General features: G+C 70.5%; 18 protein-coding genes. 14 read left to right on the top strand and 4 right to left on the bottom strand.

The window, feature by feature from the left end; genetic code table 11:
* The first annotated feature begins 4 nt into the window (after nucleotides 1–4).
* Nucleotides 5–1,390 carry a glycoside hydrolase family 16 protein gene (locus ACZ3KP_RS29360; protein WP_467502960.1) on the top strand — a complete coding sequence of 462 codons (1,386 nt, stop codon included), beginning with the start codon at nucleotides 5–7 and terminating at the stop codon, nucleotides 1,388–1,390.
* Between the two features lie 54 nt (nucleotides 1,391–1,444).
* Here ACZ3KP_RS29360 and ACZ3KP_RS29355 read toward each other — a convergent pair whose 3' ends face one another.
* Entirely contained in the window at nucleotides 1,445–2,341 is an 897-nt protein-coding gene (locus tag ACZ3KP_RS29355) for a helix-turn-helix domain-containing protein (protein WP_467502959.1), read from the bottom strand.
* Between the two features lie 145 nt (nucleotides 2,342–2,486).
* On the opposite strand from ACZ3KP_RS29355, the gene tkt reads away from it, so the two are divergent.
* The 13 genes from tkt to ACZ3KP_RS29290 all read left to right on the top strand — a co-directional run bounded on the left by tkt (nucleotide 2,487) and on the right by ACZ3KP_RS29290 (nucleotide 20,982).
* The gene (gene tkt / locus ACZ3KP_RS29350) at nucleotides 2,487–4,577 is read left to right on the top strand and encodes a transketolase (RefSeq protein WP_467502957.1); all 2,091 of its coding nucleotides are present in this window, start codon (nucleotides 2,487–2,489) and stop codon (nucleotides 4,575–4,577) included.
* 32 nt (nucleotides 4,578–4,609) lie between these two features.
* Nucleotides 4,610–5,752, top strand: coding sequence for a transaldolase (gene tal, locus ACZ3KP_RS29345; protein WP_467502956.1), 1,143 nt, complete (start codon nucleotides 4,610–4,612; stop codon nucleotides 5,750–5,752).
* Nucleotides 5,752–7,320 carry a glucose-6-phosphate dehydrogenase gene (gene zwf / locus ACZ3KP_RS29340; RefSeq protein WP_467502954.1) on the top strand — a complete coding sequence of 523 codons (1,569 nt, stop codon included), beginning with the start codon at nucleotides 5,752–5,754 and terminating at the stop codon, nucleotides 7,318–7,320. Before tal ends, zwf begins: the two co-directional genes overlap by 1 nt.
* A complete protein-coding gene (opcA, locus tag ACZ3KP_RS29335; protein ID WP_467502953.1) occupies nucleotides 7,317–8,252 on the top strand; it encodes a glucose-6-phosphate dehydrogenase assembly protein OpcA in 936 nt (311 codons plus the stop codon). Before zwf ends, opcA begins: the two co-directional genes overlap by 4 nt.
* A complete protein-coding gene (gene pgi, locus ACZ3KP_RS29330; RefSeq protein WP_467502951.1) occupies nucleotides 8,245–9,921 on the top strand; it encodes a glucose-6-phosphate isomerase in 1,677 nt (558 codons plus the stop codon). The genes opcA and pgi overlap by 8 nt, the downstream gene beginning before the upstream one ends.
* Before the next feature lie 6 nt (nucleotides 9,922–9,927).
* Entirely contained in the window at nucleotides 9,928–10,806 is an 879-nt protein-coding gene (gene gnd / locus ACZ3KP_RS29325; RefSeq protein WP_467502950.1) for a phosphogluconate dehydrogenase (NAD(+)-dependent, decarboxylating), read from the top strand.
* Between the two features lie 6 nt (nucleotides 10,807–10,812).
* Nucleotides 10,813–11,406, top strand: a complete 594-nt coding sequence (locus ACZ3KP_RS29320; RefSeq protein ID WP_467502949.1) for a histidine phosphatase family protein — start codon at nucleotides 10,813–10,815, stop codon at nucleotides 11,404–11,406.
* 204 nt (nucleotides 11,407–11,610) lie between these two features.
* A complete protein-coding gene (locus ACZ3KP_RS29315) occupies nucleotides 11,611–12,855 on the top strand; it encodes an ROK family protein (protein WP_467502948.1) in 1,245 nt (414 codons plus the stop codon).
* Between the two features lie 19 nt (nucleotides 12,856–12,874).
* Complete coding sequence (locus tag ACZ3KP_RS29310; RefSeq protein WP_467502946.1) at nucleotides 12,875–14,713, top strand: glycoside hydrolase; 1,839 nt, start codon at nucleotides 12,875–12,877, stop codon at nucleotides 14,711–14,713.
* 259 nt (nucleotides 14,714–14,972) lie between these two features.
* The gene (locus ACZ3KP_RS29305) at nucleotides 14,973–16,238 is read left to right on the top strand and encodes an ABC transporter substrate-binding protein (RefSeq protein ID WP_467502944.1); all 1,266 of its coding nucleotides are present in this window, start codon (nucleotides 14,973–14,975) and stop codon (nucleotides 16,236–16,238) included.
* Between the two features lie 20 nt (nucleotides 16,239–16,258).
* On the top strand, nucleotides 16,259–17,224 hold the full coding sequence (locus tag ACZ3KP_RS29300; RefSeq protein WP_360564602.1) for a carbohydrate ABC transporter permease: 966 nt from the start codon (nucleotides 16,259–16,261) through the stop codon (nucleotides 17,222–17,224).
* Nucleotides 17,221–18,087 (top strand): carbohydrate ABC transporter permease, encoded by an 867-nt coding sequence (locus ACZ3KP_RS29295; protein WP_467502942.1) that lies wholly within the window; start codon nucleotides 17,221–17,223, stop codon nucleotides 18,085–18,087. The genes ACZ3KP_RS29300 and ACZ3KP_RS29295 overlap by 4 nt, the downstream gene beginning before the upstream one ends.
* A gap of 27 nt (nucleotides 18,088–18,114) precedes the next feature.
* A complete protein-coding gene (locus ACZ3KP_RS29290; RefSeq protein ID WP_467502941.1) occupies nucleotides 18,115–20,982 on the top strand; it encodes a glycoside hydrolase family 2 TIM barrel-domain containing protein in 2,868 nt (955 codons plus the stop codon).
* Here the strand turns inward: ACZ3KP_RS29290 and ACZ3KP_RS29285 are convergent.
* The 3 genes from ACZ3KP_RS29285 to ACZ3KP_RS29275 form a co-directional block, all read right to left on the bottom strand.
* On the bottom strand, nucleotides 20,934–22,859 hold the full coding sequence (locus ACZ3KP_RS29285; protein WP_467502939.1) for an ArnT family glycosyltransferase: 1,926 nt from the start codon (nucleotides 22,857–22,859) through the stop codon (nucleotides 20,934–20,936). The genes ACZ3KP_RS29290 and ACZ3KP_RS29285 overlap by 49 nt on opposite strands.
* 179 nt (nucleotides 22,860–23,038) lie before the next feature.
* On the bottom strand, nucleotides 23,039–24,829 hold the full coding sequence (locus ACZ3KP_RS29280) for a bifunctional sugar phosphate isomerase/epimerase/4-hydroxyphenylpyruvate dioxygenase family protein (protein WP_467502938.1): 1,791 nt from the start codon (nucleotides 24,827–24,829) through the stop codon (nucleotides 23,039–23,041).
* Nucleotides 24,830–24,840: 11 nt separating this feature from the next.
* On the bottom strand, nucleotides 24,841–25,722 hold the full coding sequence (locus ACZ3KP_RS29275) for a shikimate dehydrogenase (protein WP_467502937.1): 882 nt from the start codon (nucleotides 25,720–25,722) through the stop codon (nucleotides 24,841–24,843).
* Nucleotides 25,723–25,820: the final 98 nt, after the last annotated feature.

Raw genomic sequence — 25,820 nt, 5'->3', positions numbered from 1 at the left:
CCCCATGAGCGAAACCTCCGGTATACCCAGACGGCGGCGGGCCCTCGTCGCCGTGCTCAGCACCCTCGGTCTGGCCGCGGCCCTCGCGACCGCCGCCACCCTCCCCGCCAGCGCCTCCGCGCCCGGGGTGCCGTCCGGCTGGAGCCAGGTCTTCCTCGACGACTTCAACGGCACCGCGGGCACCGGCGTCAACACCGCCAACTGGCAGTACGACACCGGGACCTCGTATCCCGGAGGCGCGGCCAACTGGGGCACCGGCGAGGTCGAGCGGATGACCTCGTCCACCAGCAACGTCGCCCTCGACGGCAGCGGCAACCTGAAGATCACGCCGGTCCGCGACTCGGCCGGCAACTGGACGTCGGGCCGGATCGAGACCACCCGTACCGACTTCCAGCCCCCGGCCGGCGGCAAGCTGCGCGTCGAGGCGCGCATCCAGATGCCCGACGTCACGGGCAACGCGGCCCTCGGCTACTGGCCGGCCTTCTGGATGCTGGGCGCCCCGTACCGGGGCAACTACCAGAACTGGCCGGGCGTCGGCGAGCTGGACATCATGGAGAACGTCAACGGCATCAACAAGACGTGGGCGACCATGCACTGCGGCACCAACCCGGGCGGCCCCTGCAACGAGACGACGGGGCTGGGCAATTCGACCGCCTGCCCCAACACCACCTGCCAGTCCGGCTTCCACACCTACACGATGGAGTGGGACCGCTCGGTGAGCCCGGAAGCGATCCGCTTCTACGTCGACGGCGTCAACTACCAGACCGTGACGGCCAGTCAGGTCGACGCCACCACCTGGGCGAACGCCACCAACCACGGGTTCTTCGTCATCCTGAACGTGGCGATGGGCGGCGGCTTCCCGGGCGCCTTCGGCGGCGGCCCCACCAGCGCCACCGAGTCCGGCCACCCGATGGTCGTGGACTACGTGCAGGTCCTGCAGTCCAGTGGGAGCGGTACCACCACCCCGCCCACCGGCAACCGGGACGCGTACAGCCCCATCCAGGCCGAGTCGTACGACAGCCAGTCCGGGGTGACCGCCGAGACCACCACCGACACCGGCGGCGGCCAGGACATCGGGTACGTGGCCAACGGCGACTGGGCGCTCTACAAGGGTGTCAACTTCGGCTCCACGGCGGCCACCCAGTTCTACGCGAGGGTGGCGAGCGGCGCGGCCTCCGGGGTGAGCGGCCTGGTCCAGGTCCGGCTCGACAGCCCGTCCAACGCCCCCGTCGGAAGCTTCGCGGTGGCCAACACCGGCGGCTGGCAGACCTGGACGACGATCCCGGCGAACATCGGCTCGGTGACGGGCACCCACGACGTCTACCTGACCTTCAGCAGCGGCCAGCCGGCCGACTTCGTCAATGTGAACTGGTTCGACTTCGGGCACTGACCCGCGAGGCGGGCACGCGGCGGCGCCGGGGAACTCCCCGGCGCCGTCGGCGTGTCAGCGCAGCTCCGCCCGGAACGCCACCGGGGTCTGCCCGGTGTGCAGCTGGAAGAACTTGGAGAAGTTCGCCGCGTCGGGGAAGCCGACGGCCGCGCCGACGCGGCCGATGGGCAGGTCCGTGTGGGCCAGGAGGCGCTTGGCCTCCAGCACGACCCGCTTGTCGATGAAGCCCTTCGGGGTCTCCCCTGTCGCGGCGCGGACCGCGCGGACCAGGGTGCGCCGGGAGTAGCCGAGGGTGTCGGCGTAGGCGCTGACGCTGTGGTTCGTGGCGAAGTCCTTCTCCACCGCGTCCCTGAAAAGGGTGAATGTCGTATCGGCCTGACGGCGTGCCGCCTCCGCCGAACTGGCCGCGAGGTGGGCGAGGCGCAGCAGCAGCGCGGTGAGGGAGTGCCGCAGCACCGAGGCATGGAGGGCCGGAGGGAGGGTATCGGCGTCCTCGTACTCGCGTTGCAGGTTCGCCAACGCCGCCTGCAACGCGCTGAGCTGCGGTCGGTCGGGGTGGAGCAGAGGTGGCAGGTCGTAGCGGTACAGACCGGTCGCCTCCACGATCGCGCGCGGCAGGAATCCGGGCTGCATGGTCAGGACGGTTCCGCGGTACTCGCAGGTCGGCGAGAAGCGGTGCACCTGACCGGGCCGGATCCAGAGCAGATCGCCGGCCCCTGCCTCGTACTCGGCGAAGTCGATCATGTGGCGGACGGGGCCCGCGGTGAAGAGCATGACCACGTGGAAGTCGATGCGGTGCACCCGCTCCAGGGGGGCGTCGGCGTGCCACCGGCGCCCGGCCCCCATGGGGCCGACCTGCATGCCGACACCGCCCACGCTCAGATCCACCGGGAAGGGGAAGGTTCTGATTTCGTCACCGTCACCCGCCGCGCCGGGCGTTCTGTCCGCCATGTCCTTCTCGTGCCGTCCCTGTCGAAGATCCGTGTCCCACTTTCACCACAGACTGACACACCACGACCTTCCCTCCATTAAGTCAGACTTTTACTTTTGAACGCGTCAGGCCAGCCAGAACGCTTCGAACGAGGACTTCTTGAAGATGAGCACGCAGACAGCAGCCGGCTTCGACGACGACTTCGAGTGGACCGACCTCGACCGGCGCGCCGTGGACACGGCCCGGCTGCTCGCGGCCGACGCCGTGCAGAAGGTCGGCAACGGGCATCCCGGCACCGCGATGAGCCTGGCCCCGGCCGCGTACACGATCTTTCAGAAGGTGATGCGTCATGACCCGGCCGACCCGGAGTGGACCGGCCGCGACCGGTTCGTCCTCTCCCCCGGTCACACCTCGCTGACGCTCTACACCCAGCTGTTCCTCGCCGGGTACGAGCTGGAGCTCGACGACCTCAAGGCCTTCCGCACGCACGGCTCGAAGACCCCGGGCCACCCCGAGTACGGGCACACCGCCGGTGTCGAGACCACCACGGGACCGCTCGGCCAGGGCGTCGCCAACGCCGTGGGCATGGCCATGGCCGCCCGCTACGAGCGCGGCCTGTTCGATCCGGAGGCCCCCGAGGGCACCTCCCCCTTCGACCACATGATCTGGGCGATCGTCTCCGACGGCGACCTGGAGGAGGGCGTCTCCGCGGAGGCCTCCTCGATGGCCGGCCACCAGAAGCTCGGCAATCTCGTCTTCGTCTACGACGACAACCACATCTCCATCGAGGGCGACACCGCGACCGCCTTCTCCGAGGACGTCCTGAAGCGGTACGAGGCCTACGGCTGGCACACCCAGCGCGTCGAGCCCACCGCCGAGGGCGACGTCGACCCACGGGCCCTGTACACGGCGCTGAAGGCGGCGCAGGCCGAGACCGGACGCCCCTCGATCATCGCGATGCGCACGATCATCGCCTGGCCCGCCCCGAACGCGCGGAACACCGAGGCCGCCCACGGCTCCGCGCTCGGTGCCGACGAGATCGCCGCCACCAAGCGCCTCCTCGGCTTCGACCCGGAGCAGTCCTTCCAGGTCGACGCCGAGGTGCTGGCCCACGCCCGCCGCGCCCTGGACCGGGGCGCCGAGGCGCACGCGGCCTGGGACAAGCGCATCGCCGAGTGGCGCACCGCGCGGCCCGCGCAGGCCGCGCTCTTCGACCGGGTCGTGGCCGGCCAGCTCCCCGAGGGCTGGGAGTCCGCGGTCCCCGTCTTCGAGGAGGGCAAGGCGGTCGCCACCCGCGCCGCCTCCGGCAAGGTCCTCCAGGCGCTCGGCCCGGTGCTGCCCGAGCTGTGGGGCGGCTCCGCCGACCTCGCGGGCTCCAACAACACCACCATCGACAAGACGTCCTCCTTCCTGCCCGCGGGCAACCCGCTGCCGGAGGCGGACCCGTACGGCCGTACCGTCCACTTCGGCATCCGCGAGTTCTCGATGGCCGCCGAGATGAACGGCATCGCCCTGCACGGCAACACCCGGATCTACGGCGGCACCTTCCTGGTGTTCTCCGACTACATGCGCAACGCCGTGCGGATGTCGGCGCTCATGCAGCTCCCCGTGACCTACGTCTGGACGCACGACTCCATCGGCCTCGGCGAGGACGGGCCCACCCACCAGCCCGTCGAGCACCTGGCCGCGCTGCGCGCCATCCCGGGCCTGAACGTCGTCCGCCCGGCCGACGCCAACGAGACCGCGACGGCCTGGGCCGAGATCCTGAAGAGGCACGCCACGCACCCGGCCCCGCACGGGCTCGCGCTGACCCGCCAGGGCGTGCCGACGTACGCGCCGAACCCGGACGCGGCCAGGGGCGGCTACGTGCTGCGCGAGTCGTCGACCGAGACCCCGGAGGTGGTCCTGATCGCCACCGGTTCCGAGGTGCACCTCGCCGTCGCGGCCCGCGACCTCCTGGAGGCCGAGGGAACCGGCACCCGGGTGGTGTCGATGCCGTCCGTGGAGTGGTTCGAGGAGCAGCCGCGCGAGTACCGCGAGAGCGTCCTGCCGCCGGCCGTACGGGCCCGGGTCGCCGTGGAGGCCGGGATCGGCCTGACCTGGTACCGGTTCGTCGGCGACGCCGGCCGGATCGTCTCCCTGGAGCACTTCGGTGCCTCCGCGGACGCCGGCACCCTGTTCGCCGAGTTCGGCTTCACCCCCGAGAACGTGGCGGCCGCGGCCCGCGAGTCCCTGGCCGCCGCCCGCACCGCCTGATCGACCAGCCAGAAACAGTTCAGTAGAGGAAGATGATCACTGTGACCGAAGCAACCGCCACCGCGGGAGCACTCAAGCGCCTCTCCGACGAGGGTGTCTCTATCTGGCTGGACGACCTGTCGCGCAAGCGGATCAGCACCGGCAACCTCGCGGAGCTGGTCGCCACGAAGAACGTCGTGGGCGTCACCACCAACCCGTCGATCTTCCAGGCCGCCATCGGCTCGGGCGAGGGCTACGAGGAGCAGCTCGCCGACCTCGCCGTGCGGGGTGTCACGGTCGACGAGGCCGTGCGGATGATGACCACCCAGGACGTGCGGGCCGCCGCGGACGTGCTGCGCCCGGTGTACGACGCGACGGGCGGCCGGGACGGCCGGGTCTCCATCGAGGTCGACCCCCGCCTCGCCCACGACACGGCGGCCACGGTCGCCGAGGCCCGCCAGCTGGCCTGGCTGGTCGACCGCCCCAACGTGATGATCAAGATCCCGGCGACGAAGGCGGGGCTGCCCGCGATCACCGCGGTCATCGCCCAGGGCATCAGCGTCAACGTCACGCTGATCTTCTCCCTGGACCGCTACCGCGAGGTCATGGCCGCCTACCTGGCGGGCCTGGAGCAGGCCGCCGCCAAGGGCCTGGACCTCGCCGCGATCCACTCCGTGGCCTCCTTCTTCGTCTCCCGCGTCGACGCGGAGATCGACAAGCGGCTGACCGTGCTCGGCACGGACGAGGCCCTGGCCCTGAAGGGGAAGGCCGCGCTGGCGAACGCCCGGCTGGCCTACGAGGCGTACGAGGAGGTCTTCGCCGGCGCCCGCTGGACCGCACTCGCCGGCGCGAAGGCCAACAAGCAGCGTCCGCTGTGGGCCTCCACCGGGGTGAAGGACCCCGCGTACAAGGACACCCTGTACGTCGACGAGCTGGTGGCACCGGGCACCGTCAACACCATGCCCGAGGGCACGCTGAACGCGACCGCCGACCACGGTGACATCCACGGCGACACGGTGACCGGCGGCTACGCGCAGGCCCGCGCGGATCTCGCGGCCGTCGAGAAGCTGGGCATCTCCTACGACGAGGTCGTGGGCAAGCTGGAGGACGAGGGCGTCGCCAAGTTCGAGGTGGCCTGGCAGGAGTTGCTGGACGCCGTCACGAAGTCCTTGAACAGCAAGGGAGTCGATGCGTAATGAGCGAGACAGCCAAGGACGTGCGGGTGCCGGTGGCGCCCGCCGCGGACTGGGACAACCCGTTGCGCGACGCGCGCGACCGACGGCTGCCGCGGGTCGCGGGACCGTCCGGTCTGGTCATCTTCGGCGTGACCGGCGACCTGTCCCGCAAGAAGCTGATGCCGGCCGTCTACGACCTGGCCAACCGCGGACTGCTGCCGCCGGGCTTCTCGCTCGTCGGCTTCGCCCGCCGGGACTGGGAGGACCAGGACTTCGCCCAGGTCGTCCACGACGCGGTGCGCGAGCACTCCCGGACCCCGTTCCGCGAGGAGGTCTGGCAGCAGCTCGCCGAGGGCATGCGGTTCATCCCCGGCGACTTCGACGACGACACCGCGTTCAAGCAGCTCAAGGCGGCCGTCGACGAGCTGGACAGCTCCCGGGGCACCGGCGGCAACTTCGCCTTCTACCTCTCGGTGCCGCCGAAGTTCTTCCCGAAGGTCGTCCAGCAGCTGAAGAAGGTCGGTCTCGCCACCCCGCCGAAGGGGGCCTGGCGGCGGGCGGTCATCGAGAAGCCGTTCGGCCACGACCTGGCGTCGGCGCAGGAACTGAACGCGGTCGTGCACGACGTGTTCGATCCCGACCAGGTGTTCCGCATCGACCACTACCTGGGCAAGGAGACCGTCCAGAACATCCTGGCGCTGCGCTTCGCCAACCAGATGTACGAGCCGATCTGGAACCGGTCGTACGTCGACCACGTCCAGATCACCATGGCCGAGGACATCGGCATCGGCGGCCGCGCCGGCTACTACGACGGCATCGGCTCGGCCCGTGACGTCATCCAGAACCACCTGCTCCAGCTGATGGCGCTGACCGCCATGGAGGAGCCGATCGCGTTCGACGCGGACGCGCTGCTCACCGAGAAGCTGAAGGTGCTGAAGTCGGTGCGGCTGCCCGACGACCTGGGCCGGCACACCGTGCGCGGCCAGTACGCCGCGGGCTGGCAGGGCGGCGAGAAGGTCATCGGCTACCTCGACGAGGACGGCATCGACCCGAAGTCGAAGACCGACACCTACGCGGCCGTCAAGCTGGGCATCGAGAACCGCCGCTGGGCGGGCGTCCCCTTCTACCTGCGCACCGGCAAGCGGCTGGGCCGCCGGGTCACCGAGATCGCGGTGGTCTTCAAGCGGGCCCCGCACTCCCCCTTCGACTCCACGGCCACCGAGGAGCTCGGCGCGAACGCGATCGTCATCCGGGTCCAGCCCGACGAGGGCATGACCGTCCGGTTCGGCTCCAAGGTGCCGGGCACCTCGATGGAGATCCGGGACGTGACGATGGACTTCGCGTACGGCGAGTCGTTCACCGAGTCCAGCCCGGAGGCGTACGAGCGGCTCATCCTGGACGTGCTGCTCGGCGACGCCAATTTGTTCCCCCGTCACCAGGAAGTGGAAGAGTCCTGGAAGATCCTCGACCCGATCGAGACGTACTGGGCGAAACACGGCAGGCCCGCGCAGTACGAGTCGGGCAGCTGGGGACCCAAGGAAGCGGACGAGATGCTCGCACGAGACGGACGGAGCTGGCGCAGGCCATGAAGATCGACCTGACCGACACCACGGCAAGCAAGATCAACAAGGCGTTGGTGCAGGGCCGCCGCGCCATCGGAACCCCTGCGGTGGGCATGGTCCTGACGATGGTGATCGTCACGGACGAGGAGAACGCCTACGACTCGATCAAGGCGGCCGAGGAGGCCTCGCACGAGCACCCCTCGCGCACCCTCGTCGTCATCAAGCGGCACGCCCGCACCCTGCGCGACCGGACCACCTCCCGGCTGGACGCCGAGGTCCGGGTCGGCTCCGAGGCCGGCACCGGCGAGACGGTCGTGCTGCGCACCTACGGCGAGGTCTCCGACCACGCCGCCTCGGTGGTGCTGCCGCTGCTGCTGCCGGACGCCCCGGTGGTGGTGTGGTGGCCGGTGGAGGCCCCGGACACCCCGTCCAAGGACCCGCTCGGCGCGCTCGCGCAGCGCCGGATCACCGATCTGTACGCGGTCGAGCGGCCGATGCAGGTCCTGGAGACCCGCGCCCGCAACTACGCGCCCGGCGACACCGACCTCGCCTGGACCCGGCTCACCCTGTGGCGGTCCATGCTGGCCGCCGCCCTGGACCAGGCCCGGGTCACGGTGACCTCGGCGGCCGTCGAGGCCGAGGCCGACAATCCCAGCGCCGAACTCCTCGCCCGCTGGCTGGAGGCGCGCCTCAAGGTCACGGTGGACCGCGTGGTCTCCGAGGGACCGGTCGTCACGGCGGTGCGCCTCGGCACCGCGAACGGCGACATCGTCATCGACCGCCCCGAGGGCCCGCTCGCCAGCCTGACCCTGCCGGGTCAGCCGCCGCGCACCCTGGCCCTCAAGGTCCGCCCCACCTCCGAACTGATCGCCGAGGAACTGCGCCGCCTCGACGCCGACGAGATGTACGCCATCGCCCTGCGCGCCGAGGGCACCAAGGAGACCGTCTCCCATGCCTGACACCCCCGAGCTCACCCACCGGCCCGAGTGGGCCGCCCTGGAGGACCACCGCGGCCAGGGGCAGCCGGTCCTGCGTGAACTGTTCGCGGCCGACCCGGCGCGCGCCGAGCGCTACGTCGTGCGGGTCGGCGACCTGTACATCGACTACAGCAAGCACCTGGTCACGGACGAGACCCTGGCCCTGCTCCAGGAACTGGCCACCGCCACCGACGTGTTCGGACTGCGGGACGCCATGTTCCGCGGCGAGAAGATCAACATCACCGAGAACCGCGCGGTGCTGCACACGGCCTTGCGTGCCCCGCGCGACGCGGTGGTCGAGGTCGACGGCGAGAACGTCGTACCGCGGGTGCACGCGGTCCTGGACAAGATGAGTGCCTTCGCCGAGCGGGTCCGCTCGGGCGAGTGGACCGGCCACACCGGCAAGCGCATCCGCAACGTCGTCAACATCGGCATCGGCGGCTCCGACCTGGGGCCCGCGATGGCCTACGAGGCCCTGCGCGCCTTCACGGCACGGGAGTTGACGTTCCGCTTCGTGTCCAACGTGGACGGCGCCGACCTGCACGAGGCGACCCGTGACCTGGACCCGGCGGAGACCCTGTTCATCGTCGCCTCCAAGACGTTCACCACGATCGAGACGATCACCAACGCGACCTCGGCCCGCACCTGGCTGCTGAACGGCCTGGGTGATGGGGGCCCCTCCCATTCGAGCGAATTCGAGAATGGGGGAGAGAAGGCGGTGGCCAGGCACTTCGTGGCCCTCTCCACGAACGCCGAGAAGGTGACCGACTTCGGCATCGACCCGGACAACATGTTCGAGTTCTGGGACTGGGTCGGCGGCCGCTACTCGTACGACTCCGCCATCGGCCTCTCCCTGATGATCGCCATCGGCCCGGACCGCTTCCGCGAGATGCTGGACGGCTTCCACCTGGTCGACGAGCACTTCCGCACCGCGCCCGCCGAGGCCAACGCGCCGCTGCTGCTGGGCCTGCTGGGCATCTGGTACGGCAACTTCTTCGATGCCCAGTCGCACGCGGTGCTGCCGTACTCGCACTACCTGTCCAAGTTCACCGCCTACCTCCAGCAGCTGGACATGGAGTCCAACGGCAAGTCGGTGGACCGGGAAGGCCGTCCGGTTCAGTGGCAGACGGGTCCCGTGGTGTGGGGCACGCCCGGCACCAACGGCCAGCACGCCTACTACCAGTTGATCCACCAGGGCACCAAGCTGATCCCGGCGGACTTCATCGGCTTCGCCGAGCCGGTCGCCGAGCTGAGCGGTGAACTCAGGGCGCAGCACGACCTGCTGATGGCGAACTTCTTCGCGCAGACGCAGGCGCTGGCCTTCGGCAAGACCGCCGACGAGGTCCGCGCGGAGGGCGTGGCCGAGGAACAGGTCGCGCACCGCACCTTCCGCGGCAACCACCCGACCACGACGATCCTGGCCCGCGAGCTGACCCCGTCGGTCCTCGGCCAGCTGATCGCCCTCTACGAGCACAAGGTGTTCGTCCAGGGCGCCGTCTGGAACATCGACTCCTTCGACCAGTGGGGCGTGGAGCTGGGCAAGGTCCTCGCCAAGCGCATCGAGCCCGCCCTGACCGAGGGCGCCGCCGTACCCGGCCTCGACCCGTCCACCACCGCCCTCGTCTCGACGTACCGCACCCTCAGGAAGTGAACTGACATGCAGCTCGGACTCATCGGCCTCGGCAAGATGGGCGGCAACATGCGCGAGCGCATCCGCCGCGCGGGCCACACCGTCATCGGCTACGACCGCAACCCCGACGTCTCCGACGTGAAGTCCCTCGAAGAACTGGTCGAGAAGCTCGACGCGCCGCGCACGGTGTGGGTGATGGTCCCGGCGGGTCACGCCACCCAGTCCGTCGTGGACGAGCTCAAGGACCTGCTGTCCGAGGGCGACACGGTGGTCGACGGCGGGAACTCCCGCTGGACGGACGACGAGAAGCACGCCGCCGAACTCGGCGTCAAGGGCATCGGCTTCGTGGACGCGGGTGTCTCCGGCGGTGTGTGGGGCCTGCAGAACGGCTACGCCCTGATGGTCGGCGGCCACAAGGAGCACGTCGAGCGGCTCCACCCGATCTTCGAGGCGCTCAAGCCGGAGGGCCCCTACGGTTACGTCCACGCCGGCAAGGTGGGCGCCGGGCACTTCTCCAAGATGGTCCACAACGGCATCGAGTACGCCATGATGCAGGCGTACGCCGAGGGCTGGGAGCTCCTGGAGAAGGTCAAGTCGGTGGACAACGTCCGCGAGGTCTTCCGCTCCTGGCAGGAGGGCACGGTCATCCGCTCCTGGCTGCTCGACCTCGCGGTCAACGCGCTGGACGACGACGAGCACCTGGACAAGCTGAAGGGCTTCGCGCAGGACTCCGGCGAGGGCCGCTGGACCGTCGAGGCCGCCATCGACAACGCGGTGCCGCTCCCGGCGATCACCGCCTCCCTGTTCGCCCGGTTCGCCTCGCGACAGGACGACTCCCCGCAGATGAAGATGGTCGCGGCGCTGCGCAACCAGTTCGGCGGCCACGCCGTCGAGTCGAAGGAGTAGGCCGCCGTGGGGGACCTTCTTCTGGTCCGCCACGGTGAGACCGAGTGGAGCGTGTCGGGCCAGCACACCAGCTGGACCGACCTGCCCCTCACCCAGCACGGTGAGGAACAGGCCAAGTCGCTCGCCCCGCTGCTCGCCGACCGGACCTACGCACGGGTACTGGCCAGCCCGCTGGACCGCGCGATCCGCACGGCCGAACTGGCCGGCCTCACCGGGATCGTGCCCGACCCCGACCTGCACGAGTGGGACTACGGCGGCTACGAGGGGATCACCACGGCGGAGATCCACCGCTCCCGCCCCGACTGGTACCTGTGGACCGACGGCGTACCGCCGGGCCCGCAGGGGCACCCCGGCGAGTCGCCCGAGCAGATCGGCGCCCGCGCCGACCGGGTGCTCGCCAAGCTGGACACGGCGCTCGCCGGGGACGGCGGCGATGTGGTGCTGGTGGCCCACGCCCACTTCCTGCGCGTGCTGACGGCCCGCCGACTGGGGCTGCCGCCCGCCGAGGGCCGGTTGTTCCAGCTGGCGACCGGGACGGTCAGCCGGCTCTCCACGGAGCACGGGTGGCCCGTGATCACCGAGTGGAACCGGATGCCCTGATCGACGCCTGAGCGGCCCGCCAGTGACAACTGGCGGGCCGTTTCCATGTCTTGAACGCCGACCGGTACGGCGGGCCGGCCCGGCAAGTTTCTACGGCCCCTTTCCTAACCCCTTGTCGAAAGTCCTGCCGAGCCATAGCCTTGCGCCGCGCCGGTGCCGTCGTCCGACCCGGCCGGGTCGTGACGGGATGGGAGGGGCAGCCGCGTGAAGCGCACATCGCGTGACATCCGCACCGCGAACCGCTACGAGGTGCTGCGCCAGATCATCGCCCAGTCCCCCACCTCCCGGCAGACGCTGGCCGCCGCCACCGGACTGAGCGTGGCCACGGTCGCCACGCTCGTCGGGGAGCTGCTCGACCTGCGGATGATCACGGAGGTCGGCTTCGAGGACTCCGCGGGCGGCCGCCCCCGCGGGCTGGTGGCCGTCAACACGGCGGGCGGCGCGCTGATCGGCGTCGACATGGCGGAGACCTACGTCCGGGTGGAGCTGTTCGACCTGGGGCTGAACGTGCTGGTCCGGGCCGAGGAGGACATGCGCTCCGGCGAGCACCGGCCCGAGCAGGCGGTCGGCCAGGTCGCCACGGCCGTCGGCTCGGTGGTGGCCCAGGCCGGGGTCGAGGGCGCACGCGTGCTCGGTGTCGGGGTGAGCGTGCCGGGCCAGGTGGACCGGGACACCGGGGTCGCCGAGTACGCGCCCAACTGGGACTGGCACGACGTCCCGTTGCTCGACCTGCTCGCCGAGCACATCGCCTACCCCCTGTACCTGGACAACCCGTTGCGGGCGAGCGCGGTGGCCGAGCTGTGGTTCGGGGCCGCGCGCGGACGCGAGGACGCCGTGGTGGTGAACCTCGGGACCGGGGTGGGGGCCGGGCTCGTCCTGGCCGGCGGGCTGTACCGGGGGGTGAGCAACAGCGCCGGGGAGTGGGGGCACACGACCCTCGTCCTGGACGGGCGGCTGTGCCACTGCGGCAACCACGGCTGCGTCGAGACCTACGTCGGCGCTCCCGGCATCATGCTCAACCTGCGCGAACTCAGCCCCCGCAGCACGCTGTTGCACCCCGAGGACCAGACGGCGACCATCGACGCCCTGTCCCACGGGGTCGCCGCGGGCGATCCGGTGGCCGTCAAGGTGGTCCGGGACACCGCCCGCTATCTGGGCGCCGGCGTCGCGGACCTGGTGAACCTGTACAACCCCGAAGTGGTCGTGCTCAGCAGCTGGGTCGCCAGGAAGCTGGGCGCACCCCTGCTGGACGAGGTCCGCGAGGCCGTCCGGCGGCACGCGCTCAGAAGGCCGTTCGCGGCCACCGAGGTCCTCCTCTCCCCCATACCCACCGATCCGGTGTGCCTGGGCGCGGCCACGTTCGCGCTGGAGGGCGCCCTGCAGTCGGTGGGACAGCGAACCCCCAGACGCACCACCCCCGTGAGGAGCCGTACCGCACGACCCGCATGACGACGGAAGGGATGCCGTTTTGACCCGCACCAACAGACCGGTCCTCGCCACGGCCGCGGCCGCACTGGCCGTGACCGGCGCCCTGATCAGCTCCCCGGCGGCGAACGCGGCCGGCGGCGCCCCCGCTGCCGCCGAGGTCTCGCCGCACGCGGCCCAGACCATCGACGACATCGGCGCCTCGGGCGCCTGGTGGGTGAACGACCTGCGGCACTTCGACCCAAAGGTGCAGGCCAGGGTGGCGAGGCTGCTGTTCTCGAAGCAGGGCCTGGCGATGTCCTCGTACCGCTACAACATCGGCGGGGGCGGAGCCGCGGTCACCACCCCCGCCCGGGCCGCCGAGGACTTCCTCGACCCCGACGGCTCCTACGACTGGAGCAAGGACAAGGGCGGCCGGACGTTCCTGCGGTACGCCGCGAAGTACGGCGTCAAGGACCTGATCGGCTTCGTCAACAGCGCGCCCGCCCGGTGGACCACCAACGGGCAGAGCTGCGGCGGCCAGTTGAAGGCGGAGCACGTGGGCGACTACGCGAAGTACGTCGCCGACGTCACCGACCACTTCGCCCGCCAGGGCGTGCGGCTGGACTACATCAGCCCCTTCAACGAGCCCGACAACGACTTCGGCTCGTGCGGCCAGGAGGGCATGCAGGTCACCGTCGACCAGCGCGACGACATCGTGCGGGCGCTCGGCGCCGAGCAGCGGGCCCGGCACCAGAAGACGTCCATCATCGCGGACGAGTCCAGTCAGACCACCCAGTTCGTCTCCGAGCTCCCGCAGTGGATCTCGCAGCCCGGCACCGCGCAGTACGTGTCGGCGCTGGCCCACCACACGTACAACAACCCGAACGACGGCCAGCTCGGCAACGTCTACGAGACCTCGCGGTCGGTCGGCAAGAAGTCCTGGGCCTCGGAGATCTGCTGCTTCGGCAAGGGCTCGACGGGCTGGAACCAGGAGTACGACCCGACCATCGACAACGCCCTGCTGATGTCCCGCATCATCTACAAGGACTTCGCGAGCGCCCACGACTCCGCCTTCCAGTGGTGGGTGGCCCTGGCCAGCGGGTACGGCACCTCCCCCACCGAGAAGAACGACGTCGGCTGGAACGACGGCCTGATCTACTACGACCCCGACTACGCCACGAACGGCAACCAGACGCTGTACTTCACCAAGCGGTACTACGCGCTCGGCCAGTACAGCAAGTTCGTCCGGCCGGGCTCGGTGGCACACAACGTGACCGGGGCGCCGGACGGGGTCGAGGTGTCCTCCTACGACCGGAACGGCACGTGGGTGGTCGTGGTCAACAACCACAACGCCACGGACACACCGCTGAGTCTGCACTTCAACAGCAAGGCGCCGGTACGGGCCAGGCAGGCGGTGCGGACCTCGGCCACCGAGGACTGGGCCGACGTGGCGAAGCCGACGGTAAGTTCGGGCACGGTCTCCGCGACCCTGGCCGCCCGCTCGATCACGACGTACGTCTTCGACCAGAAGGGCCACGGCGGTTCCGCCGTCACCGGCGTGCTGGTCGGCAAGCAGTCCGGCAAGTGCCTCACCGCTGACGCGTCGGGGGCCGCGCTGGCCACCTGCACGGGCGCGGGCGGCCCGTCCTGGTCGTACGACGCGGACGGCACCCTGAAGGGCGCGAACGGCTATCTGACGGCCTCCGGTTCGGCCCTGGCCGCCACCGCCGAACCCACCGGCGACGCGAGCCAGCGCTGGCTCCTGAACGCCAACGGGCAGATCCTGAGCGAGGCGTCGGGCAAGTGCCTGGACGTGAGCGGGCAGGCCACCGCCGACGGCAGCAGGGTGATCCTCTACAGCTGCAACGGCGGCACCAACGAGGCCTGGATCAGGCAGTAGCGAGCACCGCTCCCACCAACCGAGGGCCGCCGGCCCCTCCCTGACCGGCGGTCCTCAACTGTCCCTGCCTTCCCCTCTGTTCGTCATTCCGAACCGGGTACAACGTTTCGCGCAGACTTCGTCCAACCTCTTGCCGAAGCATTAGCCGAAGGTTAACGTCCCGCTCCGCACCGCAATTTCGGCCATCTGGCTCGCGAGGTGTTCCAGGCCCCGCACAGCCGTAGCACCACGGCCGCTCTCGACAGACAAGGACGTCAGCATGTCGGCACTGAGCAACAACAACTGGTCCCGCCGGTCTCTGTTCCGGGCGGCCGCGGGCATGGCCGCCGCCGGCACCCTGGCCGCGTGCGGCAGCAACAACGGCCGAGGCGGCGGCAGCGGCTCGGGCACCCAGCTCACGCAGTACTTCCACGCCTACGGCGAGGCGGGCACCGAGCAGGCCCTCAAGCGGTACGCGGCGGCCTACAAGAAGGCCGACGTGAGCACCAGCTGGATCACGGGCAACAACTTCGAGTCCGCGCTCTTCGCGGCCCTGCTCACCAAGAAGGCCCCCGACGTCTTCGAGTTCCACCCGCAGCTGCAGCTTGTCAAGAGCGGTCAGGTGGCGGACCTCAGCGACCTCATCGACCCGGTCAAGGACGACTTCAACCCGGCCGACATCAAGTCCCACACGGTCGACGGGAAGATCTACGGGATCCGGATGATCGACGACCCGCAGTTCTTCTACTACCGCAAGTCGATGCTGGAGAAGGCGAAGGTCGACGTCCCGACCACGCTGGACGAGCTGATCGAGGCCGCAGCCAAGCTGACCACCAGCAAGGTCAAGGGCGTCTTCCTCGGCAACGACTTCACCGCGATCCAGAACACCCTCATCTGGTCGGCCGGCGCCGACACCCTCGACGCGAAGAACCAGATCGCCTACCACACCCCGGGCGTCATCGAGGGCCTGAAGAAGCTCAGGACCCTGTTCACCAGCGGCAACGTGCTCCTCGACGCCCCGACCGACTTCTGGGACCCCTCCTCGCTCAACCAGGGCCTGTGCGCCATCCAGTGGGGCGGCATGTGGTCCATGCCGGCGATGCAGAAGGCCCTCGGCGACGACCTCGGCATCTTCCCGTTCCCGAAGATCGGCAGCGCAGGCAAGCAGTCCGTCTACAACGGCGGCTGGTCGATCTTCGTCAACGCCAAGGGCAAGAACGTCGACGCGGCCAAGGAGTACGTCAAGTGGCTGTGGATCGACCAGAAGCAGTACCAGGAGGACTGGGCCACCTCGTACGGCTTCCACATCCCGCCGCGCACCTCGATAGCCCAGTCGGCCACCAAGCTGAAGTCGGGCCTGCCCGCTGAGGGCGTCAAGCTCTTCACCGACTACGGCCACTTCGACAACATCGGCTTCGACCAGACCATGATCACCGCCTTCAACGACGTGATCGCCTCCTCCGTGCGCAAGAACGGAGACCCCGAGGCCGCGCTCGACGCCTGCGACAAGAAGGTCAGCGTCGAGCTCAAGAAGCTGTTCGGATAGGCCCCCGGGAAGACCAGGACATGTCGACCACCACCACACGCGGGGTCGCCCAGCCCGCCCCGGCCAAGGCCTCCCCGGCCCGGCCGCGGCGGGGCCTGCGCGGCAACCCGACGTTCAACTTCTGGCTCTTCACCGGTCCGTTCCTCATCGGCCTGGTGATCTTCGTCTTCGTGCCGATCGTCTGGAGCTTCTGGCTCAGCTTCTTCGACGCCCGGTACACCGTCACGCCCAGCCATTTCATCGGCTTCGACAACTACAAGCAGATCCTGACCAACAGCAACTTCCCCGCCTCGCTGGTGACGTTCACCGTGTTCGCCGCGTTCATCGTGCCGACCACCTGGGCACTGTCGCTGGGTCTCGCGCTGCTGGTGAACCAGCTGCGCTTCATGCGGGCGTTCTTCCGGTCGGTGTTCTTCCTGCCCACCGCCGTCTCCTACGTGGCCGCGGCGCTGATCTGGAAGATGTCCATCTTCAACGGTGTCCGGTTCGGCCTGGCGAACACCGTCATGAGCTGGTTCGGCGTGGACAGCATGTCCTGGATATCCAACCCGAGCCCGCCCTGGTACTGGCTGGTCATCGTGACGCTGCGGCTGTGGATCCAGGCCGGCTTCTACATGATCCTGTTCCTGGCGGCACTGCAGAACATCCCGCCGGAGCTGTACGAGGCCGCCTCCATCGACGGCGCCAAGCGGGGCTGGCAGACCTTCCGGTACATCACGCTGCCCCAACTGCGCGCCACCTCCACCGCGGTGATCCTGTTGCTGCTCATCGCCGCGTACCAGGCGTTCGACGAGTTCTTCAACATCATCGGGACCAAGGCGACCTGGGCGCAGACACCGCTCATGGAGCTGTACAAGACGGCCCTGGGCACCGACCAGGACTACGGCGCCGGGAGCGCCGGCGCGGTCATCCTGTCCGTGCTGATCTGCATCGTCACCCTGGCCCAGGGCAAGATCATGGGCTTCGGCGGAGGGGAGGAGAAGTGACCGTCACCGCACCGCAGGTCCGCAAGGGCCGCAAGAAGCGCTCAGGCCCCCTCGGCAACACGGGTCTGTACATCGCCGTCAGTGTCGCCGCGTTCCTCTTCCTCATCCCCTTCTACCTGATCTTCCGCAACGCTCTCTCCACCGACCCGGAGATCACGGGCGAGAACTGGAAGCTGCTGCCCTCCTTCCAGTGGGGCAACATCTCCGAGCTGTTCGACGACCCCACCGTCGAGTTCGCCCACTCCATGTGGAACTCCACGGTGATCGCCGTCCTGAGCACCGTCGGCACGCTGTTGTTCTGCTCCCTGGCGGGATACGGTCTCGCCCGCATCCCCTACCGGCACGCCAACAAGGTCTTCTACGCCGTTCTGGCGACCCTGATGGTCCCCACGGCTGTCACCTTCGTGCCCAGCTTCGTGCTGGTCTCGTCCCTCGGCTGGATCGACACCTACCGCGGCATGATCGTCCCGGGTCTGTTCAGTGGTTTCACCTGCTTCCTCTTCCGGCAGTACTTCCTGGGATTCCCCAAGGAACTGGAGGAGGCGGCACGCGTGGACGGGCTCGGCTACTGGGGCGCGTACTGGCGGATCGTCGTCCCCAACTCGCTGAACTTCTTCGCGGCGATAGCCACGATCACGTTCATCAGCGGCTGGAACGCCTTCCTGTGGCCGCTGGTCATCGGCCAGGACCCGAACGCCTGGACCGTGCAGGTCGCGCTCTCCTCGTTCATGACCAACCAGACCGTGAACTTCCACCTGATCTTCATGGCCGCCGCCATCTCCATCCTGCCCCTGGTGTTCGTCTTCCTCTTCCTCCAGCGCTGGCTGGTGCAGGGGATCGCGCAGACCGGCATCAAGGGCTGACACCGCACTCTCACGACCTGGAGACCGATGTCATCGCGCACCTCCGCCACCGACTACGTCGAGGACGTCTCCCCGGGCTCGGGGGCCCTGCCGCCCCGTGCCTGGTACCCACGCTCGGACGCCGCGTCGCTCTCCCTGAACGGCGGGTGGCGTTTCCGGCTGTCGCCGGCCGCCGACGCCGAGGACGACGCGTTCGCCGAGCCGGGGTACGACGCCGGCGGCTGGGCGGAGGTCTCGGTCCCGGGGCACTGGGTGCTCCAGGGCCACGGCTCGCCGATCTACACGAACCACCTCTACCCGTTCCCGGTCGACCCGCCCCACGTGCCGACCGAGAACCCCACCGCTGACCACCTGCGGTTCTTCGACCTGCCGGAGGGCTGGGACGTCACCGACGGCGGCGCGGTCCTCCGCTTCGACGGGGTCGAGTCCTGCGCCCGGGTCTGGCTGAACGGCACGGACATCGGCGAGTTCAAGGGCTCCCGGTTGCCGCACGAGTTCGCGGTCGGCCATCTGCTGAAACCGGCCGGCAACGTCCTCGCCGTCCGGGTCCACCAGTGGTCGGCCGGCTCCTACCTGGAGGACCAGGACCAGTGGTGGCTGCCCGGAATCTTCCGGGACGTGACGCTGCTGCACCGCCCGGCGGGCGGCGTCCTCGACTTCTTCGTGCACGCCTCCTACGACCACGCCGCCGGCACCGGCACCCTGCGGGTCGACTCCGACGTGGCCGGCCGGGTCACCGTGCCCGGCCTCGGCATCGACATCGCAACCGGCGAGTCGGCGACCGTCCCGGTCGAGCCGTGGACGGCCGAGACCCCGACTCTGTACGACGGGCTGCTGGCCACTGAGGGCGAGCGGGTGCCGTTGCGGATCGGCTTCCGGACGGTGGAGTCGGCCGGGGGACTGATCAAGGTCAACGGGAAGGCGGTCCTCTTCAAGGGCGTCAACCGGCACGAGTGGCACCCGGAGCACGGGCGCGCCCTCGACCTGGAGACCATGCGGGCGGACGTGCTGCTGATGAAGCGGCACAACGTCAACGCCGTCCGCACCTCCCACTACCCGCCCCACCCGGCCTTCCTCGACCTGTGCGACGAGTACGGCCTGTGGGTGATCGACGAATGCGACCTGGAAACCCACGGCTTCACCGAGCAGGCCTGGCGGGACAACCCGGTCGACGACGACCGCTGGACCCCAGCCCTGCTGGACCGGGCCGCCCGGATGGTCGAACGCGACAAGAACCACCCGTCGGTGGTGATCTGGTCGCTGGGCAACGAGGCGGGCACCGGGCGCGGGCTGACCGCGATGGCCGAGTGGATCCACGGCCGGGACGCCTCGCGCCTCGTGCACTACGAGGGTGACATCGACTGCCGGGACACGGACGTGTACTCACGGATGTACCCCGAGCACGCCGAGGTCGAGCGGATCGGCCGGGGCCTCGACGGCGGCACCCGCAAACGCCGTGCGCTCCCCCTCATCCTCTGCGAGTACGCCCACGCCATGGGCAACGGGCCCGGTGGCCTCGCCGACTACCAGCGGATCTTCGAGTCGCACGACCGGCTCCAGGGCGGTTTCGTCTGGGAGTGGATCGACCACGGCATCGAGGACGAGCGGTTCGGCTACGCGTACGGCGGCGACTTCGGCGAGGAGCTGCACGACGGGAACTTCGTCTGCGACGGCCTGGTCTTCCCCGACCGGCGGCCCTCCCCCGGCCTGCTGGAGTACAAGAAGGTGATCGAGCCGGTCGGCATCGACGGCGACGGCGACGGCGACGGCACCACCGTTCGCGTCACCAACAAGCAGGACTTCGCCGATCTGTCGGCGCTGGCCTTCGCGTGGTCGTACCAGGTCGACGGCGAGACCGTGGAGTCGGGCAGCCTGGCCGTACCGGCGCTGGCGGCGGGTGAGTCGGCGGAGCTGAAGCTGCCCGAGCCGCCCGCGACGGACGGCGGCGAGACGCAGTGGACGGTACGGGCCCTGCTGGCCGCCGACACCGCCTGGGCGCCGAAGGGCCATGTCGTGGCCTGGGGGCAGTCCGCTCCGCGTGCGCGGCGGGCACCGGCACTGGTCGCGTCCGGTGGGCCGGTGGCGTCGGGCGAGGGGCTGATCGCCCTCGGTCCGGCGGTTTTCGACGCCCGCACCGGCACGCCGCGGAGCATCGGCTCGGTCGAGGTGACCGGGCTGCGCCTGGACGTGTGGCGGGCGACGACCGACAACGACGACGGTGCCGCCTGGCAGAGCGATCCGCGCTACGCCGAGCTGTGGCGCGGATTCGGGTTGCACCGCATGCGGCACCGCCTGGACGCGGTGGAGCAGGCGGGCGACGCGCTGACCGTGCGGACCCGGGTGGCGCCGGCCGGCCGGGAGTTCGGTCTCGCGACCGTCTACCGCTGGACCTCGGACGGCGACCGCCTCAGGCTGACCGTCTCCGTCACCCCGGACGGTGACTGGACGGTGCCGCTGCCCCGGCTCGGCATCCGCTTCGGACTGCCGGCCGCCGACCGGGTGCGGTGGTTCGGCGGCGGCCCCGAGGAGGCCTACCCTGACACCAAGTCGGCTTCAATGGTGAGCCGTTGGGAGTCGACGGTCGACGAGCTCCAGACTCCGTACGTCCGTCCGCAGGAGAACGGCGCCCGCGCCGACGTCCGCTGGGCGGAGCTGGGCGGCCTGCGGATCGACGGCGACCCGGAGTTCTGGCTGACCGCCCGCCGCTGGACCACCGAGCAGCTGGACGCGGCCGCCCACCGCACCGACCTGACGCCGTCCGGCACGGTGTGGGTCAACCTCGACCACGCCCAGCACGGCATCGGTTCCGCGTCCTGCGGCCCCGGCGTGCTGCCGCGGTACCGACTTCACGCCGAACCGGCGGAGTTCTCCTTCGTGTTCACGGACGTCGGCTGACCGGTGCCGCCGTGCCCGGCGGCCCCGCACCGGTACAGGACGTAGCGCGGGACACGGACGGGTGAGCAGTGATCGACGGCCCAGCGGACCAGGGCCCGGCCGGGGGTCTTCGCGCCCAGCGCGCGGGGGGTGACGTCCGCCTTGGTGAGCAGGACGTAGCGGAGCCGGCCGGTGTCGATCAGGTGGTGGAAGGCGGCGGCCGTGGGGTACGGCACCCGGGCGGTGAAGCCGCCGAGCGGGAGGACGGAGGCGTTGTCCGAGAGGATGTACGGCGCCGCCATCTGCCAGCGGGGCACCGCGGCGAGGTAGCGGGCGCCGTCGCGGTGGGCGGTGAGGTAGGCGTAGACGCGCTGCTGGGCCGGGTCCAGGGCGAGGGCGCCGTTGCGGGTCGCGATGGATCCGGGGCCGATCCGGCCGAAGCCGCCGGGCTGGTTGTAGCGCAGGGAGGTCGCGGACGCGGACCACACGGTGGGCACGACCAGGACCGCGGCCAGAGCAACGGCCAGGGCGGCCCGGCGCGGACGCGACCCGCCGACGGTGAACAGGGCGAGCGCGGGCAGGGCCAGGACCACGGCAACGGCGACCGACCAGGCGAAGAACCGCGGGTAGTACAGGGTGAGGGCCGCGCACCAGCCGACGTTCACCGCCAGGACCGCGCCCAGCACGCTCCGGCGCCGCACCCGGGTCACGGCCACCGCGGCCATGGCCGACAGGGCGACCGCCACCACGCCCATGTAGTAGGTGTGTCCGGTCACGCTGCCGAGACTGAAGACCAGGAAGAACGTCACCAGCCAGACGCCCCACAGCAGGTAGCCGGCCAGGAACGGGTCGGTGCGCCCGGGCCTGCGGCGCCACACCGCGTAGGCACCGGCGGCCAGCCCCAGCGCCGCCAGCGGGTACAGCCAGCCCGTTTGGCTGGCGAGCCCGGGGCTGAACATCTTCCAGACGCTGTTCCCCATCCCCACCGGTGCCCTGCTGTGCGCCTGGTCGGCGACGATGCTGCCGGTGCCGGCCGCGTCGACGCCCAGCGCGTGGAAGCGCGTCAGGAAGTTGTAGCCGACGACCAGGGCGACCGGCGAGTTGTCGGTCGTGCCGTCCAGGTAGGGGCGGGCGGCGGCGGGGGTGAGACCGGCGGCCAGCATCCAGGACAGGGACACCGCCAGCATGACCGTGCCGGCCACGGCGAGGTCCCGGATCCGGCGGCGCAGCGTGGTGGGCGCGGCCACCAGATAGGTCACGGCCAGCGCGGGCAGCACCGCCCAGGCCTCCAGCATCTTGCACTGGAAGGCCACCCCGACCCAGACGCCGGCCAGCACGAGGGTGCGCAGCCGGGCGTGGGCGGTGGCCCGCTGGGTGGCCTCGGCGGCCAGCAGCAACAGCAGGACGAACGGCGCGTCCTCGGTGACCGACCGGCCCAGGCCCACGGTCACCGGGGTGAGCGTGAGAAAGGCGGCGGCCAGCAGCCCGGCCGGTACGCCGGCCCAGCGTCGTACCACCACGTGCAGCAGGACCACCGAGGCCACGCCCTCCAGGGCCTGCGGGACCACCAGGGACCACGGGTGGAAGCCGAGGACCATGGCCGACAGGGCCTGCGGCCACAGGAAGCCGGGCAGTTTGTCCAGGGTGATGGAGCCCGCCGGGTCGAAGGAGCCGTAGAGGAAGGCGACCGGGTTGTCGGTCATGCTGCGTACGGCGCTCGCGTAGAAGGAGTGGTAGGCGCTGTGCCAGATGCCCCAGAAGAAGAGCAGTGCGGCGACGGTGGCGATGCCCGCGAGGATCGGGCGCTCGTAGCGCTGGGTGCGGCTGCGCGCCGGGGCCGACCGCGGTGGCGGTCCCTCGACAGGGACCAGCGGCTCGGCGCTGACAGGGCTCGGCATCGCGGACGGCCTCCAGGACTCCCGTATCCAGGGCTCCCGGAACGCCCTGGACTGCTACGGCCTGTAGGACGACTGGATCCCGGCCGACGTCACGTCCGGAATGTCAAGGAACATGCAGGATGTTCGTGAGGATCGGTCATGGAAGCCGTAAGAATCCCACGCCCCGCCCGCGCCCGGCTTCAGCGGGCCGATCGCCCGGCGTGCTGGGCCGCGAGCCGCACCGGCGCGTTCTGCGCGCCGTACCCACGGTAGCCGGGATCGCGCTGGACCAGTTCGAAGAACACCCGTCCCACGGTGTGGGTGTAGCAGTGCCGAAAGGCCCCGCCGGCGTCCCGGTCGTAGAGGATGCCGAGGTCCCGGTACGTCTCCACCTCGCCTTCGGGGAACTCGAACCGGGCGGCGAGGTCGTCGTGGTAGTTGCCGGGGACGGGCAGCAGGCCCCCGCCGGCCGCCCGGAAGGCGCGGGCCGCGGCCACCACGTCGTCGGTGGCCAGGGCGATGTGCTGGGCGTGGAGGGTGTCGTCGGCGGGGGCCGCACCCACTCCGAGGGCGATCCGGACGCCGCCGTCGGCGCTGGTGACGGCCCGGGAGCGCAGCAGCCCGTAGGGGTCCGCGACATCGATGCTCTCCTGGGCGTGCAGGCCGAGGACGGCGCGGTGGAAGAGCGCCGCCTCGTCGTACTGGTGCCAGGGCTGGACCAGGGCCACGTGGTCGACCCGGGCCGCGGCCCGAGCGGGCTCGTGCGCCACGGCCACGAAGTCGTCCCGCCAATCCCGGAGTTCAGGTCCGCGACCGGTGGCGCAGAAGAACAGTTCCGTGCCGTCGGGCGCCGCGACCGCGTCGAGCGGGGCGTCCTCGGGGGCGCGGCGGCGGGGCAGCACGGGGGCGAGCAGTGCCTCGGCGCGCCGGGCGGCGGCCCGCGGGTCCGGTGACTCCAGGCCGATCGCGGCGAGCCCGGTGCCGTCGCGGCGGGCGGCGGGACCGGTGTTGACCAGGATCCGCGCGTCGCCCAGCTCCCACAGGTCGACGGGCTTGCTGCGGTGCCGGGCGGTGCGGGCGAAGCCGAGGGCGCCGAGCAGTGCCGCGACGGGTTCCGCGTCCGGGGTGACCAGTTCGGCGAACGCGATCCCGGTCGGCACGACCGGCGCGGGCAGCTTCCCCACGCCGACCTCCTCCTCGAGCGCCAGCAGGGAACGGCGCGCGTCCACGGCGGTCGGCCCGGCCTCGGCCTGCCGGAAGACGTCGTTGAACACTTCGAGGGAGAGCGGTCCGTCGTACCCGGTCCGCAGCACATGGCGGACGAGCCCGGCCACGTCGAACCCGCCCTGGCCCGGGAAGCAGCGGTGGTGACGGCTCCACTGGAGCACGTCCATGCCGAGCAGCGGGGCGTCGGCCAACTGCAGGAAGAAGATCTTCTCGCCGGGGATGTCCTCGATGCCCTTCGGGTCGGACCCACGGGAGAGGATGTGGAAGCTGTCGAGACAGGTCCCGAGAGCGGGATGCCCGGCCGCCTCGACGATCCGCCAGGCGTGGTCGTACGTACTGACGTTCCGGCCCCAGGCGAGCGCCTCGTAGGCGACGCGGACACCGGAGTCAGCCGCGAGGTCGGCGAGCCGGGCCAGCTGTGCGGCGGCGAGATCGTCGTCGTCGATGGCGAGCGGGGAGACGGAGGAACAGACGAGCACGGTGTCGGCTCCCAGTTCCCGCATGAGGTCGAACTTGTGCCGGGCGCGGCGGAGGTTGCGCGCGAACTCGTCGGCGGGGACGGCTTCGATGTCCCGCATGGGTTGGTAGAGGTCGATCGTGAGCCCGAGATCGGCGCAGCGGGCCCGTATCTCACGAGGAGACAGCGGACTGGCCAGCAGGTCGTTCTCGAAGATCTCCACCCCGTCGAACCCGGCCCGGGAGGCAGCGGTGAGCTTCTCGGTGAGCGACCCGCTGAGCGAAACGGTGGCAATGGACGTACGCATGGCCTTCTTCCTCACACGACCTGTCCCGCCGACCGCTCGGCCAGCTCCCCGATGTCCGCCAGCATCCGCGAGGCATCCGCCTCCCTGCCCGTGAACAGCCGAAACGCGTCGGCGGCCTGGAACACGGCCATCCCACCCCCGTCCAGCACGGCACACCCCAACTCCCGAGCGGTCCGCACAAGTTCCGTCTCCAGCGGCCGGTACACCACCTCGGCCACCCACAGCTCGGGCCGCAGCAACTCCGCGGGCAGCGGCAGCCCCGGATGCGCGGCCATCCCCGTCGGCGTCGCATGCACCAGCCCGTCGGCCCCCGCGAGCACCTCCGGCAACCGCTCCGGTACCGCGGCCACCGCACGCCCCGCGCCGAAGTGCCGGTTCAGGGCCGCCGCGAGATCGACGGCCCGGTCGGCGAGCGCGTCCACGACGGTGACCCGTTCCGCCCCCAGGGTGAGCGTCGCGTGCGCCACCGCGGCCCCCGCGCCCCCGGCGCCGATCTGCACCACCCGTTCCAGCGGAGCGTCCCGCAGCCCCCGCGCGAACGACGCCGCGAACCCGGTCACGTCGGTGTTGTGACCGACCGCCCTGCCGTCGGCCTCGAAGACCACCGTGTTGACCGCGCCGAGCGCCTCGGCCCCCGGGGAGAGCGCGTCCAGGTGCTCGATGACCAGCTGCTTGCACGGATGCGTGATGTTCAGCCCGTCGAAGCCGAGGTCGCGTGCCGCCCGCACCAGGTCGCCCACGGCCTCGGGGGCCACGCCGAGCACGTCGACGTCGATCAGCCGGTACAGGTACCGCAGCCCCTGGCGGTCTGCTTCGCGCTCGTGCAGGGCAGGGCTGAGCGAAGGGCCGACACCGGCGCCGATCAGCCCGACGAGATAAGAGTCCTTGGCCACGCGGCCCTCCCGAGCGGAATCACACTGCACGAATCACACATGCACGAATCACTAATGTACGAACTAGTACGTTAGCTATAGCACCGGAGACCACGACA

The organism is Streptomyces sp. NPDC020958 (genome assembly GCF_055562175.1).
Note: the sequence above shows the minus strand (reverse complement) of the source record. Positions and strands in the feature narration are given on the sequence as shown.

What these genes read in the sequence shown, in the direction of transcription:
- ACZ3KP_RS29285 (WP_467502939.1), bottom strand. Translation starts at nt 22,859, where the DNA reads ATGCCGAGCCCTGTCAGCGCCGAGCCGCTGGTCCCTGTCGAGGGACCG.
- pgi (WP_467502951.1), top strand. Translation starts at nt 8,245, where the DNA reads ATGCCTGACACCCCCGAGCTCACCCACCGGCCCGAGTGGGCCGCCCTG.
- gnd (WP_467502950.1), top strand. Translation starts at nt 9,928, where the DNA reads ATGCAGCTCGGACTCATCGGCCTCGGCAAGATGGGCGGCAACATGCGC.
- ACZ3KP_RS29300 (WP_360564602.1), top strand. Translation starts at nt 16,259, where the DNA reads ATGTCGACCACCACCACACGCGGGGTCGCCCAGCCCGCCCCGGCCAAG.
- tal (WP_467502956.1), top strand. Translation starts at nt 4,610, where the DNA reads ATGATCACTGTGACCGAAGCAACCGCCACCGCGGGAGCACTCAAGCGC.
- ACZ3KP_RS29305 (WP_467502944.1), top strand. Translation starts at nt 14,973, where the DNA reads ATGTCGGCACTGAGCAACAACAACTGGTCCCGCCGGTCTCTGTTCCGG.
- zwf (WP_467502954.1), top strand. Translation starts at nt 5,752, where the DNA reads ATGAGCGAGACAGCCAAGGACGTGCGGGTGCCGGTGGCGCCCGCCGCG.
- ACZ3KP_RS29355 (WP_467502959.1), bottom strand. Translation starts at nt 2,341, where the DNA reads ATGGCGGACAGAACGCCCGGCGCGGCGGGTGACGGTGACGAAATCAGA.
- tkt (WP_467502957.1), top strand. Translation starts at nt 2,487, where the DNA reads ATGAGCACGCAGACAGCAGCCGGCTTCGACGACGACTTCGAGTGGACC.
- ACZ3KP_RS29290 (WP_467502941.1), top strand. Translation starts at nt 18,115, where the DNA reads ATGTCATCGCGCACCTCCGCCACCGACTACGTCGAGGACGTCTCCCCG.
- opcA (WP_467502953.1), top strand. Translation starts at nt 7,317, where the DNA reads ATGAAGATCGACCTGACCGACACCACGGCAAGCAAGATCAACAAGGCG.
- ACZ3KP_RS29360 (WP_467502960.1), top strand. Translation starts at nt 5, where the DNA reads ATGAGCGAAACCTCCGGTATACCCAGACGGCGGCGGGCCCTCGTCGCC.
- ACZ3KP_RS29280 (WP_467502938.1), bottom strand. Translation starts at nt 24,829, where the DNA reads ATGCGTACGTCCATTGCCACCGTTTCGCTCAGCGGGTCGCTCACCGAG.